Origin of the sequence: Xylella fastidiosa (assembly GCF_011801475.1) — a bacterium.
GTDB lineage: Bacteria > Pseudomonadota > Gammaproteobacteria > Xanthomonadales > Xanthomonadaceae > Xylella > Xylella fastidiosa.
This window is the reverse complement of record NZ_CP044352.1, coordinates 777,292-794,666: the sequence shown is the minus strand read 5'-3', so window position 1 is coordinate 794,666 and position 17,375 is coordinate 777,292. Positions and strand designations below refer to the sequence as shown.

The following is a 17,375-nucleotide window of genomic DNA, read 5'->3' as shown; positions in this document are numbered from 1 at the left end:
GCGATCTCAAGAAGTCATACACTCAATGATGTGGTTACATTCCCCTCCCCCAACTGCGGCAACAGTGCAACCTACTGGTGGGAACGTAGCCAGATAACACGCTGTGCATTGCAAGATTTTTACATCCCCCCTGTATAACAAGTGCCGATCTTCTAACACCTATCGGCAATGAGTCGTTTGGCAGGCAGTGGATCAATTCCATCTGATGCTTTACAAATGCCAGGGGCCACATCTGCGATGCGGATCACACCATGCTGTTTTTCATTGAGTTCATCACTCTTTAAATCTCAAAAGCCTACGGACATGCCTGTGCATATGGACAACATATTCGATCCTTTGAATGCAATGGATTGCGAAAATGATTCCACAAAACAGACTCCAATGAATCAGCCTTGCTGCTGGCATGAAATGGATACTCTTTTTTCTAACCACGATGTGTTGCTCTGTTCCTGATGACCACTCAATTGCCCGATGTACTGATCACTACTCTGTCCACTCTCCTGGGCCCGGAAGGCTGGCGCCTTGATGCCATCAGTCGCCGCCAGTACAGCGAAGACGACTCGCAGTGCTTTGCCTGTGCCGATGCAGTGGCGCTGCCACGTGACCTCAACGAGGTAGTGGCAATCGTACGTGCCTGCCATCAACATCGCGTGCCAGTGATCCCACGAGGTACCGGGACTGGCACCGTGGGTGGTGCAGTGCCGCTCCATGGCGGCATCGTTCTGTCATTGGCACGTATGAACCGTATCGTCGCACTGCTGCCAAATGATCGCTGCGCAGTGGTACAGCCTGGGGTGATCAACAATGACTTACAACAAGCACTGGCACCACATGGGCTTTTTTGGCCACCAGATCCGTCCAGTACAGCGATGTGCAGTATCGGCGGCAATCTTGCAACGAATGCCGGTGGCCCGCGTACGGTGAAGTACGGTGCCACACGAGATAACGTGCTTGGCGTCGTCGCAGTGACCGGTGTCGGCGATGTAATCCGCTGTGGCGGTGCTTATACGAAGAACGCCACCGGTTACGATCTGGCACATCTGTTGATTGGCAGTGAAGGCACATTAGCAATCATCGTCGAGGCCACGTTAAAGCTGGCACCACAACCACAAGCTATCGCTGGACTGCGTGCGTTCTATCAAGATACGGCCGCTGCGGCTGCCGCAGTGTCACGACTGATGTCACAACCGGCAATACCAGCAACGCTGGAGTTCATGGACCACAAAGCAATCGAGCTGCTGTATCGCAATGGCAGCAATATTCCTATGGCCGGCGCGATGCTGCTGATTGAAGGAGACGGCAATCACGACACGCTTCCCTATGTATTACAAGCACTGGCGCAGGCCGCTTCGGGTGAGGGGCTGATAGACCTTGACATGGCCATGGATGGAGCCGCACGCGATCAACTATGGGCAGCACGCAAGTCACTATCGCCAATGCTTCGCACGATTAAACCTGGAAAACTAAACGAAGACGTTGTTGTTCCCGTCTCGCGTATTCCTGATTTGGTTGCTGGCATAGAAGTATTGGCTACCGAGAGCGGATTACCCATTGTCACCTTTGGGCACGCCGGTAACGGAAATCTACATGTGAATATCATGTATGACGATCAGGATGCGGAAGACATTATGCGGGCGCAGGCAACGCTACCAAAGCTATTTAAGTTAGTTTTGACTCTTGGAGGCACCCTGTCAGGTGAGCACGGGATTGGCGTAGCCAAACGTGACTTCATGACACAAGCATTCGACACACCAACGCTAGCAGCAATGAGTGCGATCAAGGCCGCATTCGATCCAGACGGTATTCTCAATCCAGGTAAAGTGCTACCCAGAGTCTAAGAAACATATTACCCCCAGAACTCTCCTGAGACGTTTAAACAGGTGAAGACTGAGGCGGTAATGCTTGAGTCTAACGAAATACCACATCACGCATGGAGATCGGGCACATATACGCAATACATTCAAATGAACGTGCGAGAAAATTGCACGTGCCATACACTGCGACAACTATAGCAAGGGCGGTTCGACTTGCGGTTCCAGTAGAACACAATAAAAACCATCGGTAACCGCTACATCAAATCAGCCGCATTCAGCGCGTTCCATGACTGCCCTCTGCGCTTATCGGCAATGGCAGTTTTGACATGTAGATGGTCGATGTGATTTTACGTACCCCAGATGTCCTGGGCTTGTGCTGCGCTGAGAATCAACCATAACCAGCTTACTTGAAACATCTCACTGGCAAATAAATCACTAAAACTTTATAAATCACTAAAGCTTTTTGATGAGATATTCCAAGGCCCAGGCTAAATGCTAATCCATACCCACGATGATCGGAACGATGAAAAAATGTTCGATATCGGTCACCTCTATCATCACAAACGAAATACGTAGCAAGACACTGTGTCATCACCCATCGGGAAGCACGCACAGAAAGCACAAAAAAAAGAATGTGACATGAACCAAGTTCCGTTGACCAGTATGGTTACGGGGATCTAGACGCCCCTTCATCGCATTCATTTAGAGTAGCCTAGGCAGTTCACTGCCGTTGGACATTAGTCACATTTCAAACTCAACACTATCCGTTCAATCTGCTTGCGTACTTCACTTCGTCAGTCATCGGCATCACAAGCATTACGAAGTATTTCGTGCAATAAACCGCATGACAACACATGCACATGCACATGCACATGCAAAAATCACCTAAACAATGCAGATATCGCACCATTGCGATACAACACAGCTTCGATAAATAAATAGTTATCTGACACATTCACGCCACGATAGCCACGGAGCGCTACCCAGCAGAGTTCAATCTGTTCCCATGAGTATTCACAAAAAAATCACAACAACACTAATGCATAACCATATCGGCCAAGAAGTCACCATCACATCGGATGCATTGAATTTTATTACGCCTCCTAAAACAAGAAGTCTGCTATCAACTATATCAGGCTCCACCAATCACATAACATCGCATTGACCAAGCTGATTTCAGATCAGCTCACCTTGGTATACATCGTTGAGTTTTCCAAGAAACAAACCAAGCAACACATGGGCAATGAGTCAGTAACCATAACGACCTTCTTTCGTATTCCTAGACAACTGAAGCAGTCGGGAAAACTCTGTGATATTCGAGCAATCTTCATAATTACAAAAATGCTGGAACAGGGTATGCAGTAATACAGGTAACCTGCTTCAGCCTTAGAAAAACTCTAGGCCTGCCAGATCAATACACTTATAAAAAATAAATTTTCTAAAAACTCAAAAACAGAATTGGATTCCGTCGAAATGACCACGAATATTAGAATGCTGAAATTACCTTCAAGCACCGCAAAACAAAACGAAGGTACAAATAGAAGGAAGTTAGAAGCAATGCTTGGCATGCAATTAATGCTACAATTCCAAAAGCTTTTGCGTAGATTGCGATTATCAGCTTGAAAAAACCTGAACCATCCCTACTTGCTTAAGCCATGGGTGATCCTCTGTAATCTGTAAGTCGAGAAGTTTTTTAAGAAGTAATATGGTTCTCCTTTGATCGATATCCAACTCATGCATATATGAACCCGGGGGAGGCGATTGAGGAGCAAGTTCAATATTGGGGCAGGATATGGATTTACATGTTATATGACTGTTAACATAGTCTTCACGTGGCTGGGCTTACTCTGCGCCGCCAATGGTGTGTGGGACTGCTGTCTGGATGTGACAAGCATCATGTACTAACACAACATGCCCTGCAGTTTTTTATATCCCTTGACTCAAGGAGCTGTTATGAAAAAGAAAATCCTTACTGCTGCGCTGCTGGGTGGTATAGCTATCATCCAAGTTGCTTCTGCACAGGAATTCGATGACCGGTGGTATCTCGCTGGTTCCACCGGGTTTAACTTCCAAGATAAGCGTCGTCTTACTAACGATGCTCCTTTTTTCGCTCTTGGAATTGGTAAGTTCATCAATCCAGTTTGGTCGATCGACGGCACACTGAACTATCAGAACCCGCAGTTCAAAAGAAACAAAGATCTAAACTGGAGCCAATATGGCTTCTCTGTCGATTTTCGTCGCCATTTCATCCAGGATAACCGCGGCTGGAATCCTTACTTATTGTTAGGAGCGGGGTACCAACGTTCAGAGGAGGAATTTGATAACACCCCAAACGTAAACTCCCCTGGCGAACGTAAGAAAGGCGGCTTTGCTGCTAAGGTAGGCGCTGGCTTGCAGACAACATTCAGAAGCCGTGTCGCCGTCCGTGCTGAAGTAGCTTATCGTGGTGACCATGATAAGGATAGCGTGCGTCAGCCGGTGGCTGGTGTTGCGGCACCTTCCAGCAAGAAATGGTTTGGTGATACCTTGGCTTCGATTGGTGTCGTGATCCCATTTGGTCCAGCCGCTTCCTCACCAACGCCACCACCTGCTCCGCCTGCTCCAACACCGCCGCCGCCACCGCCTGCTCCAAGCTGTGCTGAATTGGATAGCGATGGAGATGGAGTCAACGACTGTGACGACAAGTGCCCGAACTCACAACCAGGCCAGACGATCGGACCAGATGGATGTCCGGTGCCAGTGTCGATTGACTTAAAAGGCGTAAACTTCGATTTTGACAAGTCTAAGCTTCGTCCTGACGCCGTTGCGGTTCTTAAGGAGGCTACCGAAATCTTGAGACGCTACCCTGACTTGCACGTAGAGGTGGCTGGCCATACCGATTCGACAGGTCCGGCTGCTTATAACAAAAAGCTATCGGAACGTCGCGCTAAAGTCGTGTATGACTACCTGCGTAACAATGGTATCGACGCATCTCGCCTGATTGGGCCAGTCGGATATGGGGAGACCCATCCAATTGATACAAACAAAACCCCAGCAGGTCGTGCGAAGAACCGCCGTACTGAGTTGAACGTTCAGAATTGATCTGAATTGTAATGTGCTCCATAGCAAAGCCTGGCTTATGCCAGGCTTTGTTTTAGAAAGAAAAAAACGCTGTAACGCATCTTCTATACGGGAATCTTTCCCCATAAGTCATTGATTTTATAGATAACTCGATAAATCTCAGAAGCTTTGGCCCGATCTCGGCGCGCAGTTGCTTGCTTGGATACAACCGTTTCCAATTCACTGTCACCTCACATCGTCAGATTTACCAAAATATTCGCTAAACCAAGACACAAAACAGGGCATATAAACCCGTGTCATGCAGTTCCTGTAGCTACTAGCTATATCCCTAACGTCTGCGACATCTTCTAGAAAACACCTTTATTGCACCAGCCTCAACGTAGATAAGCCATGACTCGTCTGAATAATAAAGGCGCTCATTACTTGAAATATATACCACCAAGTTACCAACCACTGCACCGCAGCTTCAACATCCTCATGTAACTGCACTACCACATCAAACGAAATACTTTCTTTTCTCATGTCATGAACAAAAGAATCCACTGACATTTCCAGGCTTGGTTAGTATCGATCGAAAATGAATCAATGCATATGAGAATATCGCTCTACTCTTCCAGGGAATGGTGATCAAACGAATAACCAGATCCATTCATGGCGTAGCCAAAGTTATAATTCATACACAAACGCTCATGACATTGCTCTATAACATAGAAAAACGTTATCTACTACATCAATGAAATTAATAATAAAAATAAATAATTCATAAAAAATATATAACACCGTATAGACCTAAGCCGCAGTATCACTTAATGTGGCAAAGCTTTACGGTGATTGCAGTCTTTTAGCATCATCAATAGACCTAGCATGACAGAGCCAGTGTAGTACAGGATCATCACCAACTTGACGAATGCATGCAACTTAAGTAATTGCGCGAACAACATCCCATGTATCCACGATACTTTCCGTGAGCAGTAATCAATGAATGCTTTGCAGTGGAGTTTCAGAGCTCAATGCTTAACAGGCTTTTTATTTTGTACCGGATTGCTGGCATACGCGATTTTTCTGCAACTGCATCAAGGTCTGGAACCATGCCCACTATGCATCTTCCAGCGCATCGCCTTTGCCGTGCTGGGTATCCTGTTTCTAATCGCAGGACTGTACAACTCCAGCAACGTATATACGCGCAAAGCATACGGCCTATTGATATTTCTAACAGCAATAATCGGTACAGGCATCGCTGGTCGACATGTTTGGGTACAACTCATGCCACACAATACAATCTCCTCCTGCGGTTCGCCGTTGAGCTTTCTCAGTGAAACGATGGGGCCGTTTGAAGTGTTCCGCACAGTGCTCACAGGTACCAGCAACTGCGGCAATATTGATTGGCGATTTCTGGGACTATCCATGCCAATGTGGAGCATGTTTTGGTTCGTTGCACTGGCCCTGCTCGGGCTATTAGTCGGCTTCAAAGCTGAGCGAAGGAAACCTCTATTCAGCTGAAACAGCTAAATAACAAAGACAAAGTTTTTCTGCAGCCACACTCAAGTGAATCAACCTAACTACTTCCTCACCCCTACATACGCCCTCACAATGCTGCTATTGAACATTAAAAACATCCTACCAATCCCAGATCAAAACTCTGGATACCTATTCCAACAAACTCCTGACAACCTAATCAGTCAAGCATATAGCCGTTTCATAAACTCCATCTAGACTGATGGATCGGACCCCTGCAGTCCACTGAAATACACCCACCTAGGTGTCTCCTACCACTCAACACAGTAGGACTAATGTGCCTTATACACATCGGCACAAAAAACCCCCAGTCTAAATGACCGAGGGGTTTTCGGGTCTAACAAACCACCAATTACTTAAAGGCGTAGCGAGCGCCAACTGTGAAGAAGCGACCAACCGCACCCGCAGAATCCAATGGATTATAGTTCAGTGCCCCACCGGTCAACGGATCAAGTGGAGCGATTCGGTCAAACAGGTTCTGCACTGAACCAAACACTGCCAGTGCTTCAGTGGCCTGCCAATTTGCTGACAAGTCCACGGAGGTAAACGCGTTCAAACGGCAATGATTTGGAGCATCACTTCCATCAGCAAAATGGCTGACGCAAGCACCACCTTTAAACAGCCTATTTTCCATCGGGCCACGGTAATGGCCTAACGCACTCACACTGATGTTGTTCAATTTCCAAGTCGCCCCAAAATTAATCCGGTCCTTCGGAGTACCAATGCAATTGCTTACATCGCAATTACCATGCGTACCGGCATACTCACTGATGTTGCCATTAGCTTCCTCGCGCTGAAACTTAAGCATGCGACTCCACTGCAAATCCAGGATCAAATCACCTAGTCCACCAATGGCAATACGATGCTGTACGTCAGTATCCACACCACGTGCTGTAGTGGCGTTGAGATTGACGTATTTGGCCTTGACCCCAAGCAACTGACCAGTGCCGGCAACACCTTTCAACAGGTTATCGTCACGTATTACATAACCTGCATTGATCGCATCAACTGTGCCGATCTGAGCAATCTCTTTAGTACGCTTGATTTGCCAGCCATCCACCGTCATAGATGTACTGCTAGTCGGCTGGAACACCATGCCAAGCGTATAACTATTTGACTTCTCAGGCTTAAGATCTGGATTCGGGCTAGTGATAACTGAAACGAGACGAGGCGCACATTCAGCGCCACTCCCCCCTGCAGCGGCACAACGCACTGGGTCAGTTATGCCCGCAAACGCAGCTAAACCACCTTTACCGGACTCAGCAGTATTCGGTGCACGGAAACCCTGGGCATAAGTGCCACGTAGCGCAAACCAATCAAAAGGTTTCCACTTCACACCCAACTTCGGAGTAATGGCGGTATTGCCACTACTGTAGTGGTCAACACGACCAGCCACAGTCGCCTCAAAAGCTTTGGTAAACGGCGCGGCTAATTCAGCATACGCAGCACTCACCTTTTCTTCACCACTATAGGCCGAATACCCCGCACCAATGATGTCGCCGATATCGGTATAAGTCATTGGAGTTAACGAAGCTTGATCGCGGCGGTATTCCACACCCATCGCCAAGCCCATAGCACCACCGGATAAGTCAGCCAATGCACGCGAGACCCTTGCATCAAACACATCCAGCTTAGTTTTGGCCTGCGCGCTAAGTACAGGTGAAATGAAATCGTACAGCGACCGCGGGTTAGTTTCGGAGCCATTACCAATATTCCATACACCAGCAGGGCAGGCTAAGTTTCCAAGCACACAACGCACAGAGCTATAGCGCAAGTAACCAGTGAACTTCCTGTCCATTTGTGACTGAGAATGCAAGGCACTGACATCATAATCCCAACTGGCAACACTTCCCTTGATCCCCAACACAACACGCATAAAGTCATTTGTGTTTTCTTTCACACGAGGACCAACGTCAAACGCTGCATAACGCAGGCGCGCAGGTACGTTGTACGGGTTGTCCGGATGCCCGGGGGCCAAGACCGTAGCACCGTCACCACTACTGGCATTGACCGCACCGCCTGGAGAGCCCCAAGCACCTGAAACGGGAGATGGTAAATTACTGAACTCGGACTTTTTCTTAGAGTAGCTCAGCTCGGTATATAACTCAGTGGTATCGAACAGAGTGAAAGTGCCACGAGTGAAGACGTTGGCGTATTTCTCATCCGGAGTCAGGCTACGGAACTGAGCCGCATCCCATAAACAGCCGCCTCCTGGATCCTGTGGCGAAATACTGGAAAATTTTGAACAACCTGGTAGCGAACTGAACTGACTATTAGACGGGTTACGGACTGCCCCTACCGGCGAAGAGTCGGCAATAGTACCTTTGCCAGTGATTGCGCCCCGAAGAAACTGCTGATTGTTTGCGAGGTCGTAGCCCCAGGGACGAGTATCACCAGTACCGATCCACTTACGATCTTTCCGGTCACTCGTCATAATCCCATCACTCTTGCCAACATCCACGCTCACAAGCGCATTCCAGCCATCGGATGCCAAATTACCAACGCCAACGGTCATTGTGGCCTTTGGGGTATGGCCATCCCTATAACCAGAAAGACCATATGAAGCACTCACAAGAGCACCCTGGAAGTCATTACGCAAAATAATATTGACTACACCGGCGATCGCGTCAGATCCGTAAATTGAGGACGCACCGTCCTTCAGAACTTCGACACGCTCAACCGCATCCATCGGGATGCTACTCAAATCAGCGAACAACTTCTGACCATCGTCGGCCAACCCGTAGGAAGCGATACGACGACCGTTAATCAACACCAGAGTGGAGCCGGCACCCAAACCACGCAACGAGATACCACTCCCACCCATTGCGAAACCGTTACCAAAATTCTTGGGTATCGAACCCTGGCCATCAGAAGTTAAAGTCTGTAGATACTCTGCAACTGTGGCACGACCGGAACGCGCGATGTCCTCACGAGTGACAATCTGGACTGGCGACGCGGTCTCGGTATCCGTGCGGGGGATATTAGAACCTGTGACGGTAATACGTTCTAAATTGCTTGCAGCGTTAGTTTCTTGTGCCTGAACGCTGACGGCAGCAACGAGGAGTACACCAGAAATGGATGCACACAGAAGATTGCGGGGAATATACCGATGTGAATCAATAGCGACATGCGTCACATTTTTCTCCTAAAACGGTAAAAATATAGTAAAATCGGCCTTTTTTCTGGCCTGGTAGCGAGCATCGTCGTTAGTGCATTCGTAAATCAAGAGTTAGATGCCTGTTTAGAAATCGTTGTGTTGTTTTCATTCAGACTGAGACATGCAAATGCAACAATCCCGGTATCGGCAACCTAAGTATTAAGATAGAGCGTGAATTAACCCTTAGTCTCAGTGATGAAATGTCTCCTCATTGCAACTGGTCAACATGTTCCAACCTGGGTTGCGCAAGGCTTTGCTGAGTACCACAGACGTCTTTCTTACTGGTTACCGCTTGAGTTGGTTGAAATCGAACCCAGCATGCGCGGCAAAAACCACGATCCGCAACGAGCCATAGAAGACGAAGGACGGCGCGTCATGGCCGCTTTACCTAAACAACCTTATGCCGTCACCTTGGACGTGAAAGGTAAGCCCCTCAATTCAGAACAATTAGCACAGCGCATGGAACACTGGCGTGGATTAGGACGTAATTTAGTATTCTTGATCGGCGGACCTGAAGGGCATAGTCAGGAAGTACTTAATATCTCCAACGAGCGCTGGTCATTAGGGCCACTCACGCTACCACACATGCTGGTAAGGCTGATCGTCGTTGAACAATTATATCGAGCAGCAACGATACTCACTAACCACCCATACCACAGAGGAAAATAAGAAACTCTAAATTAAAAAGATTACATTTTAGAAAAAGATAGACATTTATTATGCCGCTGATTAATAAAATCCCACACTGCAACATTTCACCCTATTAAATCACATTAATAGAAACTTGATAGCATCAGATTAAAATATGTCATCCATCTATATCAATACCATTAATTCAATATAAAAAATAATCACCAAGCTCCCAGAAAATTAAACTAAAATATCCATAAAATATCGTGAAACTCACAAAATGATATATTATTATATACTGCGATAATCAACGCGCTTGCTGTCATGTTTCCTGGAGAATCATCCGAAGAAAGTGGTTGTTGAGATGCGATCTACCCCGCCAATGACTGAATTACGCCAAATTGAAGACTCTTTTTAGCCGCTGTAATAGCGCAAGCGATGATATATAGATCTTTCCAATCGGCATGCAAAGGCTGCACTGTAACGTAGTAGTCCAGCAGCAGTTTCAGGTACGCGCCATCAGCGATCAGCGGCCTGTATCCCACAGATAGTCGCCTGGGTAGAGTTGAAAATAATTCACAGCCTACCTCCGATGTCATCGTGGCAGGCAATGAAAATGAATAGGATATTCAATACATGGGGGTATCGCTTCATTGCAGCACCTTCGATAAACCGATCTGCCAACCAGCGAACGACTTTCCGCACGATGACTCTGATGCCTCGCGTACGTCATCACCAAGGCGCGTGCATAGTTGTTCATTGGGTATTCCCCTCACGAGCGCCCTTACCTTTTGGTAGGTGTGCTCCATGTGTGGCCCAATGGTTTTCTTTTTTATCATCATGAATTTTCTCAAAAAAGGGCGCTCGCACCTTTGAGATAATGGAGTTCTCACACAACAAATCTTTAAAGAAGGGGCGCTCATGACATTAAAAACTATCTAATTTGGCTGTACCATCGCCAGAGTGCACAGTGCGCACGGCCCCGCTGTTATCACTTATTTCCATGACGTACTCCTGAACGCTTTTATAAATCCCCCAAAATGGATCACCCTGCCTTTCTCTACGACTGAATGACTACTCCTCACTCGGAGCAAATAGCTGCGCTCAATTGCGCGTCTTGCTGCGTGTTCTACCGCTTCATCAACACAAGCCAGTCCATAGATTTGTGCGTATTGCTCAAATATTTTTTGAACAGCCGGTGTTAGATCAATCTTCACAGGGCCTCCAAAGGGCCTGGTTTGGCACTTCAAGCTGCGTCTGCTTGCCGCTTATCATTCTTTATCGCAGCAGTTGCTACCGATAACGCCAGTTCACGAACTAACTCCGCCGGTTGCATCCCGTTGTACTGAGCCAACGCATTGATCAAATCGCGTTCGGCATCGTTAAAACGCACCTTCACCGGGTGACTACGAATGTGAGTTGGATCGGCGTACATAGATTCATTACCAAGGGTTATTCAATGTCATTGAAAAGATCGAATACAGCGCATCACACGTCACAGGGATTTCCCCACGACCTCTTGATGGTTCTTAAAAGCTTCTGCTTGATGCTGGATCAGCAAAAGATCTACTTGGGTTTTAAGCACCTCTATTGCCTCGCTGCGTTTTCGTTCTCTGGGAAAAGCAGCTTCTTGACTAGACATAGCTCTAATTTGGAGGTCCGAAATGTGTGTCAACAAGCTTGAAACGATGTCATATAAAAACGAGATTCGACGCTCCAACGCCGCTGCGTTAATGGGTGCTTCTTCTTGCGTTGACGTTGCTTTGGGTTTTTCAGATTTCCCCAACATCCATCGCATCGGCTTGACTGCGAATCCTCGACTCAAATCTAATTCAAGCAATAAGTCTTTCCGGGCTTTCACTTGTGACCGTGGCGGTCGTTTACAGAAAAGTGGCAAGGCGGGCTTGGATGATCGTCCTCCACAAATGGATAAAAGGGTACGTAAAGAAGCACCCCACAGCGAAGTAAAAAAAGTGCCTTTCTCACGCCGCATCGGACACCTCCTGCCTGTGGGCTGTGGGGGGAGCGCCGAAGATGTCTGCACCAGATTTCGATTTCGCTTGGTCTATGGCGGCTGTGCCACGCAGGTATTCCCAATCCACGTCGGGGCGGAGTTCTTCACAGGTCACAGCTCGCACTGTCGCCCGCTCAATCGCCGGACAACGTTCTGGTGGGATGGGCTTTTTTCCAGAAATCCAGTTGGCTACGGTCGTCGTAGCTTACAGAAAGCATCCGTGCCAATTGGGATGCGCGCCCGCGTTCTTGGCTTGTCCACTTGGTTAGGTTCATTACATCATTTAGCTATAGGCTAAATAATAATGCAAGCCTAAAGCGAATTCACGTTATTAGCCTTAGGCAATCTAATTGCCTCGTGAAACTTATAGATGACATTCGCCGAGAAAACTTAGCAAAGTTGGCCGAAGAACTAGGCTCAATCACTGCGCTTGCAAAGCAGCTTGACCGTTCTGATTCGCAAGTCAGCCAGTGGATACATGGGTCAGCCCATTCCGCTACTGGAAAGCCCCGCGGAATGCGTACGGACACAGCTAGGTTCGTCGAAATCCAATGTGGAAAGCCGCTTGGCTGGCTGGACGTTGACCACAGCTCCGAAAAGTCGAGTTTGTCAGCCGATAACACCAGCGCCGTACCATGGGCCGCATATCAACAAGCCACGGCAGCAACTCGTGCGGCGATTGACCTACTCTTGCTTCCCACGCGGGAGCGTGCGGCAGTGCTTTCCGCTGCACCACCAGCACTAGCGGGGGGAGTGGACTTAATTGAACAGTACGCAGAGTCGGCGCTGGAATTTCGGAAAAGAGCATGAACAGTTGCTGCTGCGCTTGCTCTGGTCAGATGGTGAATGTGTAGATTAATTGCGACCGCTCACCATCGCTTAAAAAGATGGAGACAGTTCATGTGATTGGCCGCGTGATCGGCAAGACCAGCACCATAGCGCTATGCTATTGGACATGGACGCCAAAAATACCGAATTGCATACCATGCGATGGGAACTCCTGTGGGGGGCCCAGAAGTCACAGCGCTATCATTCCTGCCGTATGGCGTTCTTTGACCGCTGTAACACGCTGAGTTCTTTTATCGGTCTATTGGGCGCTTCCGCCGTCGTTGCTTCGTTCGGCAAGTACACAGCAGAGTGGATGGCTGTTGCCGGAGCAGTCACCGTCACCATCGCCACCAGTATTAATCTGGTGGCTGGAACGGCACAGATGGCCCGTATCCATAGCGACCTACGCCGCCGCTTCTCTCAACTTGAGTCCGACATCGTCAAGCATCCACACGCAACGCAAGAACAAGTTTCTGCCTGGACTGCACAGCGTCTGGAGATAGAAAGCGATGAGCCGCCTATCTTTGTTGCCTTGGATATTTTGTGTGAAAACCAGGTGACGCGATCTTATGCCCATCTAAAGGACCACCCATCGCGCAAACTGCCCTGGTTCAAGCGTTTTACGGCTCAGTGGTTGACGTGGGGGAATGCATAACTTGCGATGAGGAAAGATCACCATGCGCCCCTCTGCTGCACTTGAGATGAAGCGCACCGCAGTGCGTGAAGCGGTAGGCCGCTTCCGCGCCGCTAACCCGCGTGTTTTCGGTTCGGTGCTACATGGCACTGACCACGACGGCAGCGACATTGATCTGCTGGTGGATGCATTGCCTGGTGCGACACTGTTCGACCTAGGCAATCTTGAAGAAGAACTGAAATCGTTACTCGGCGTTGACGTCGATGTACTAACGTCAGGTGATCTGCCACTTAAGTTCCGGGCGAAGGTGCTCGCGGAAGCGCAGCCAATATGAGTGGGAATAGACTTCCCGATTACCTTGAGCACATGCAGCAGGCCGCCACAGATGCGTGTAGTTTTGTGGAAGGTTTGGCCAAAGAGGATTTTCTTGAGGACAAACGAACCCAGCAAGCCGTCATCATGAGCCTTATTATCATTGGTGAAGCCGTCACAAAGGTGATGGATCGCTATGCCGAGTTTACCCAGGCACATGATCAAGTACCTTGGCGGAGTATGCGCGGCATGCGTAATCGCATCGCTCATGGCTACTTTGAAATCAACCTTGACGTGGTGTGGGATACCGTGCAATCAGCCCTCCCAGAGTTACTCAAGCAATTGGCCGCTGCGCGTCAAGATGCCAATGACCAATCACTTTTATAAGAGTCTAGAAGTTTTTTTATGGGAAACGTGAGGTATAGAAAACATGAACAATCCTCTAAGGTGAGAAGGGCGGTGCTTGGCCTTGTCTCTGAAGTTGTTGAAGTCAAGGAAAGAAATTCACGCCAGATAACCCGCATTAAAAACGGTATGAAGCATGGTGCTGCGGAAGGAAGCAAAAAATTCCGTATTTGACGCGGGAAAGTCCATCATTTGCGGGCGACTGCAATCTGTCCCATGATTGCCAGCATGGAAGCACGTATAGTTCAACTTGAAACTATCATCTCCATGCTTGCCACCAAGGCTGATGTTGAAAGTTTGCGGGCTGACTTAAACAAGTCGGCAGGTGAGTTGCGTGCTGATTTCGAGAAGGCTCAAAAAGAAAACCGGACATGGATGCTTGCTACGGTCATCGCCCTTTTCGCAGGCATTCTTGGTGTTGGTGGCTTCGTGGTCAGCAGCATCAAGGGGAGCTATCAAGCGTTACCGGCTCAGTCCGCTCCCATCATCATCCAACTTCCTGCTCAGGCATTGCAGCCACCGCCACAAGCGGCTAAGCAGCCTTAATCATCAATTGCCCTTGAAAACACAAACCCCGCTAGCGCGGGGTTTCTCATTATTTAGCTGAAAATTAGGCCCACCCTAATTGTTCACCTATAAGCATTGCCTAATAGTAAATAGCGGTCAGTGGGATTTTCTTATTTTATTTATACGATCATTCACACTCCATTATTTAGCCTTTAGCTATTGACGTAAATTTAGCTTTAGGCTTAATACCCCCATCGCCCCACGACACCCGCAACCGGCGGCAGGGGCCAGGAGATACCGAAATGACATTAAACGTTAGCGAGCAAGCCCAGCCCCAGGCCCGCCCACCCGTATCAGAAACTAAAAAAGAGATTGCTGCTGCTTGGGCTGTATGCGAAGCCGCTAGAAAAGAAGTGCGTGATGCTTTATATGACTGCGAAGACGCTGCTAGGGACGCGTATGAGGCACGCGAAGCCGCTGAAGAAGGAGCGCGTGATGCTGCTTTTGCTTTATACGACGCTGATAAAAAACAAGAAGCGTTTGGTGCTGCTATGGCTGTTGCGCGTGCCGCTTGGGCCTCCTACGAAGCCGCCGAAGAAGAAGCGTTTGATGAGGTTCGTAGTGAATCCGGAGCGGCTATAACAGAATCACATGCTGCGTACATAGCCGCTAGAGAAAAAGCCAGTGCTGCCTTTGCGGCTTACTACGCCGTTAAAGACGAAAAAGCGCGTGATACCAATATTGTTATTAATGCTATTCGTGATGCTTTTTATGCCGCCGACCTTGCTGCATACGAAGCCACTGAAGCTGCCGCTAGTAACGGGGTGGCCGCATGACTGCCACGACCGCATCTGAAACTAAAAAAGCGCCGTTGTTTTATTGGAACGGCATTAAGGATGACGAAGACGCACCGCTACAGGAAGCTTTTTACGCAAAGTGCCTGGACGGGATAGCCATCTTCGGACGTTGCGCCTGCAAATTCAGCCCACTCGTGCGCTCATGGTTCGAACGCTCCCCCTACAGCGGTGTTAGAGGGATTCTTTATCAGGGAAGAATCGTTAGCTACCGCATCGACTTAAGACAAGCGCACCCGCTATATCCGCAGGTGAAGGCGGCTTATGGAACGCAGGAAGTCTACAGCAATTCCATAGTGGAAGATGCGGAAGAATGGAAACATGACGCTGGTAAAGAGGTGGCCGCATGAGCACCGCACCCCTCGAAAACGCCCCCACCCCAGGGGGCGCTAGGTTCACCAAAATCTACGACGAAGACGGCGAGCACATCATTACGCGTGATGAACATAAAGGGCTTGAGTGGACAGCACACGCCCTTGATAGCCGCCACGCCGCAGGATTCGGGAACCTGCTTAGAAGATCAGGAGCGAAAAAGGTTTGCCGCGAGTTAACCCTCGGTGGGCACACAGATTGGCGGGTGCCTGAGATTGAAGAGGCGATGTCTATTGGCCTCGTAGATACCTGTTGGCCTGCTAATGAAACGTGGTTCTGGACCTGCACCCCGTGCGAACAAGAACCGGAAAACAAAGCATGGGCTTTTGAGTTCGGTACTGGCAATAAAAGAATAGAAGACCGCCGTATATGGCTTCACGTCCGTGCTGTCCGTGGCCAGATGCGTACTGATGCCACTGCTACACCAAAGGCAGGTGAGTCATGACTGGCATTGGCTACAGCAGTTATAGCGACCCACGCCTACAACCACCGCAAGACGATGCTAAAGAGTATTTCGCAGAACGGGTTAATGCTCGCGTTCAAGACTATTTAAGCGACCCAGAAAGAATCGAAGAAGCCGATGAATGGGTGGACGGTACGTTATCGGAGGCCCATTACAAAGAGATGGAAATCGTTTTAGCGGATTTACATGCCCTGCCTTCGGATCAGTTAAGCGACAGCGATGTATTAGCCCGTCTTTACGCACTGGCCGAAGTGCAAGGACTCGCACGCCTGGAACAACTGCGCATCCTTGCTGAGCAGGACGTCAAGGAAGAAATGCGCCACGAATCAGAATGCTTTCACGCGATGTGGGGCGATGCCATGCAGGAGGAATACGCATGATTCCTTGCACCATCACCGCACGCACCAAGCAGGGTGTGTACACCTATACCGGCCTGTTTCATAAAACTGTTGAGGCCAAGTCTGACGCCTACCGGCGCTTTGGGTTCCCAGCCGTTATTGCCGTCACAGCCATCCACCGCAAATCAATGCGAAACAACACGCATCCCAGCCCGCCACGTGCGGCGTGATTTGACACAGGAAAAACCCACCGATGAACCGCTATCGCACACCGAAAGAACAACACACAGCGCGTTGCAATGACTACGCACACCCTGGGTTAGCCAGCTGCATTTTGCGCGATACCCGAGCAATGCCCAATGCACTACGCATCGCCAATTACCGCGTTCGCCGCGCGCACTACGAAGCCGCTAAAACGCTTTCATCGTTATTGATTAAACACTAATCCCGAACGTTTTTCTGGAAGGAGTTT

General features: G+C 48.8%; 20 protein-coding genes. 15 read left to right on the top strand and 5 right to left on the bottom strand.

All coding sequences use genetic code 11. The annotated features are described in order from the left end of the window. The first annotated feature begins 452 nt into the window (after positions 1-452). The 3 genes from F7G16_RS03425 to F7G16_RS03415 all read left to right on the top strand — a co-directional run bounded on the left by F7G16_RS03425 (position 453) and on the right by F7G16_RS03415 (position 6,374). Positions 453-1,838, top strand: coding sequence for an FAD-binding oxidoreductase (locus tag F7G16_RS03425; RefSeq protein ID WP_004089932.1), 1,386 nt, complete (start codon positions 453-455; stop codon positions 1,836-1,838). 1,929 nt (positions 1,839-3,767) lie between these two features. Next, positions 3,768-4,895, top strand: a complete 1,128-nt coding sequence (locus F7G16_RS03420; protein WP_004089934.1) for an OmpA family protein — start codon at positions 3,768-3,770, stop codon at positions 4,893-4,895. Positions 4,896-5,852: 957 nt separating this feature from the next. Continuing rightward, complete coding sequence (locus F7G16_RS03415) at positions 5,853-6,374, top strand: disulfide bond formation protein B (RefSeq protein WP_004089936.1); 522 nt, start codon at positions 5,853-5,855, stop codon at positions 6,372-6,374. A gap of 367 nt (positions 6,375-6,741) precedes the next feature. Here the strand turns inward: F7G16_RS03415 and F7G16_RS03410 are convergent, their stop codons facing one another. After that, entirely contained in the window at positions 6,742-9,525 is a 2,784-nt protein-coding gene (locus F7G16_RS03410; protein WP_004089937.1) for a TonB-dependent receptor, read from the bottom strand. A gap of 216 nt (positions 9,526-9,741) precedes the next feature. Between F7G16_RS03410 and rlmH the strand changes: the two genes are divergently transcribed. After that, positions 9,742-10,215: a 23S rRNA (pseudouridine(1915)-N(3))-methyltransferase RlmH gene (gene rlmH / locus F7G16_RS03405; protein ID WP_004089938.1), complete on the top strand. Its 474-nt coding sequence runs from the start codon at positions 9,742-9,744 to the stop codon at positions 10,213-10,215. 1,207 nt (positions 10,216-11,422) lie between these two features. Here rlmH and F7G16_RS03400 read toward each other — a convergent pair. Genes F7G16_RS03400 through F7G16_RS12495 form a run of 4 tightly spaced genes read right to left on the bottom strand, consistent with a single transcriptional unit; the run spans position 11,423 to position 12,465 of the window. Beyond that, entirely contained in the window at positions 11,423-11,611 is a 189-nt protein-coding gene (locus F7G16_RS03400) for a plasmid mobilization protein (protein ID WP_004089940.1), read from the bottom strand. 60 nt (positions 11,612-11,671) lie between these two features. Beyond that, positions 11,672-12,169, bottom strand: coding sequence for a hypothetical protein (locus F7G16_RS03395; RefSeq protein ID WP_155274703.1), 498 nt, complete (start codon positions 12,167-12,169; stop codon positions 11,672-11,674). Next, the gene (locus tag F7G16_RS12500) at positions 12,159-12,329 is read right to left on the bottom strand and encodes a YdaS family helix-turn-helix protein (protein WP_272126854.1); all 171 of its coding nucleotides are present in this window, start codon (positions 12,327-12,329) and stop codon (positions 12,159-12,161) included. The genes F7G16_RS03395 and F7G16_RS12500 overlap by 11 nt, the downstream gene beginning before the upstream one ends. Next, positions 12,325-12,465 carry a hypothetical protein gene (locus F7G16_RS12495; RefSeq protein WP_272126824.1) on the bottom strand — a complete coding sequence of 47 codons (141 nt, stop codon included), beginning with the start codon at positions 12,463-12,465 and terminating at the stop codon, positions 12,325-12,327. The genes F7G16_RS12500 and F7G16_RS12495 overlap by 5 nt, the downstream gene beginning before the upstream one ends. 82 nt (positions 12,466-12,547) lie before the next feature. On the opposite strand from F7G16_RS12495, the gene F7G16_RS03385 reads away from it, so the two are divergent. The 11 genes from F7G16_RS03385 to F7G16_RS03335 all read left to right on the top strand — a co-directional run bounded on the left by F7G16_RS03385 (position 12,548) and on the right by F7G16_RS03335 (position 17,348). Then, positions 12,548-13,000, top strand: a complete 453-nt coding sequence (locus F7G16_RS03385; RefSeq protein ID WP_011098226.1) for a helix-turn-helix domain-containing protein — start codon at positions 12,548-12,550, stop codon at positions 12,998-13,000. A 133-nt stretch (positions 13,001-13,133) separates the two neighbouring features. Then, a complete protein-coding gene (locus F7G16_RS03380; protein WP_004089945.1) occupies positions 13,134-13,673 on the top strand; it encodes a hypothetical protein in 540 nt (179 codons plus the stop codon). A gap of 22 nt (positions 13,674-13,695) precedes the next feature. Beyond that, positions 13,696-13,986: a nucleotidyltransferase family protein gene (locus tag F7G16_RS03375; protein WP_004089947.1), complete on the top strand. Its 291-nt coding sequence runs from the start codon at positions 13,696-13,698 to the stop codon at positions 13,984-13,986. Continuing rightward, positions 13,983-14,351: a HepT-like ribonuclease domain-containing protein gene (locus F7G16_RS03370; RefSeq protein WP_012382731.1), complete on the top strand. Its 369-nt coding sequence runs from the start codon at positions 13,983-13,985 to the stop codon at positions 14,349-14,351. Before F7G16_RS03375 ends, F7G16_RS03370 begins: the two co-directional genes overlap by 4 nt. A gap of 246 nt (positions 14,352-14,597) precedes the next feature. After that, the gene (locus tag F7G16_RS03365; RefSeq protein WP_172632663.1) at positions 14,598-14,915 is read left to right on the top strand and encodes a hypothetical protein; all 318 of its coding nucleotides are present in this window, start codon (positions 14,598-14,600) and stop codon (positions 14,913-14,915) included. A gap of 263 nt (positions 14,916-15,178) precedes the next feature. Further along, positions 15,179-15,712: a hypothetical protein gene (locus F7G16_RS03360; protein WP_011098228.1), complete on the top strand. Its 534-nt coding sequence runs from the start codon at positions 15,179-15,181 to the stop codon at positions 15,710-15,712. Continuing rightward, on the top strand, positions 15,709-16,080 hold the full coding sequence (locus F7G16_RS03355) for a hypothetical protein (RefSeq protein ID WP_004087238.1): 372 nt from the start codon (positions 15,709-15,711) through the stop codon (positions 16,078-16,080). Before F7G16_RS03360 ends, F7G16_RS03355 begins: the two co-directional genes overlap by 4 nt. After that, complete coding sequence (locus F7G16_RS03350; RefSeq protein WP_004087236.1) at positions 16,077-16,547, top strand: Lcl C-terminal domain-containing protein; 471 nt, start codon at positions 16,077-16,079, stop codon at positions 16,545-16,547. The genes F7G16_RS03355 and F7G16_RS03350 overlap by 4 nt, the downstream gene beginning before the upstream one ends. After that, positions 16,544-16,945 carry a hypothetical protein gene (locus tag F7G16_RS03345; RefSeq protein ID WP_004087234.1) on the top strand — a complete coding sequence of 134 codons (402 nt, stop codon included), beginning with the start codon at positions 16,544-16,546 and terminating at the stop codon, positions 16,943-16,945. The genes F7G16_RS03350 and F7G16_RS03345 overlap by 4 nt, the downstream gene beginning before the upstream one ends. Beyond that, positions 16,942-17,133: a hypothetical protein gene (locus tag F7G16_RS03340; RefSeq protein ID WP_004087232.1), complete on the top strand. Its 192-nt coding sequence runs from the start codon at positions 16,942-16,944 to the stop codon at positions 17,131-17,133. The genes F7G16_RS03345 and F7G16_RS03340 overlap by 4 nt, the downstream gene beginning before the upstream one ends. Positions 17,134-17,156: 23 nt before the next feature. Continuing rightward, positions 17,157-17,348: a hypothetical protein gene (locus F7G16_RS03335; protein WP_012382635.1), complete on the top strand. Its 192-nt coding sequence runs from the start codon at positions 17,157-17,159 to the stop codon at positions 17,346-17,348. Positions 17,349-17,375 lie beyond the last annotated feature (27 nt).

Bases quoted from the DNA above. Each gene is read 5' to 3' on its own strand.
- F7G16_RS03345 (WP_004087234.1), top strand. From the start codon at position 16,544: ATGACTGGCATTGGCTACAGCAGTTATAGCGACCCACGCCTACAACCA.
- F7G16_RS03365 (WP_172632663.1), top strand. From the start codon at position 14,598: ATGGAAGCACGTATAGTTCAACTTGAAACTATCATCTCCATGCTTGCC.
- F7G16_RS03400 (WP_004089940.1), bottom strand. From the start codon at position 11,611: ATGTACGCCGATCCAACTCACATTCGTAGTCACCCGGTGAAGGTGCGT.
- F7G16_RS03335 (WP_012382635.1), top strand. From the start codon at position 17,157: ATGAACCGCTATCGCACACCGAAAGAACAACACACAGCGCGTTGCAAT.
- F7G16_RS03370 (WP_012382731.1), top strand. From the start codon at position 13,983: ATGAGTGGGAATAGACTTCCCGATTACCTTGAGCACATGCAGCAGGCC.
- F7G16_RS03375 (WP_004089947.1), top strand. From the start codon at position 13,696: ATGCGCCCCTCTGCTGCACTTGAGATGAAGCGCACCGCAGTGCGTGAA.
- F7G16_RS03350 (WP_004087236.1), top strand. From the start codon at position 16,077: ATGAGCACCGCACCCCTCGAAAACGCCCCCACCCCAGGGGGCGCTAGG.
- F7G16_RS03355 (WP_004087238.1), top strand. From the start codon at position 15,709: ATGACTGCCACGACCGCATCTGAAACTAAAAAAGCGCCGTTGTTTTAT.
- F7G16_RS03380 (WP_004089945.1), top strand. From the start codon at position 13,134: ATGCTATTGGACATGGACGCCAAAAATACCGAATTGCATACCATGCGA.
- F7G16_RS03395 (WP_155274703.1), bottom strand. From the start codon at position 12,169: ATGCGGCGTGAGAAAGGCACTTTTTTTACTTCGCTGTGGGGTGCTTCT.
- F7G16_RS03340 (WP_004087232.1), top strand. From the start codon at position 16,942: ATGATTCCTTGCACCATCACCGCACGCACCAAGCAGGGTGTGTACACC.
- rlmH (WP_004089938.1), top strand. From the start codon at position 9,742: ATGAAATGTCTCCTCATTGCAACTGGTCAACATGTTCCAACCTGGGTT.
- F7G16_RS12495 (WP_272126824.1), bottom strand. From the start codon at position 12,465: ATGAACCTAACCAAGTGGACAAGCCAAGAACGCGGGCGCGCATCCCAA.
- F7G16_RS03415 (WP_004089936.1), top strand. From the start codon at position 5,853: ATGAATGCTTTGCAGTGGAGTTTCAGAGCTCAATGCTTAACAGGCTTT.
- F7G16_RS03360 (WP_011098228.1), top strand. From the start codon at position 15,179: ATGACATTAAACGTTAGCGAGCAAGCCCAGCCCCAGGCCCGCCCACCC.
- F7G16_RS03420 (WP_004089934.1), top strand. From the start codon at position 3,768: ATGAAAAAGAAAATCCTTACTGCTGCGCTGCTGGGTGGTATAGCTATC.
- F7G16_RS03425 (WP_004089932.1), top strand. From the start codon at position 453: ATGACCACTCAATTGCCCGATGTACTGATCACTACTCTGTCCACTCTC.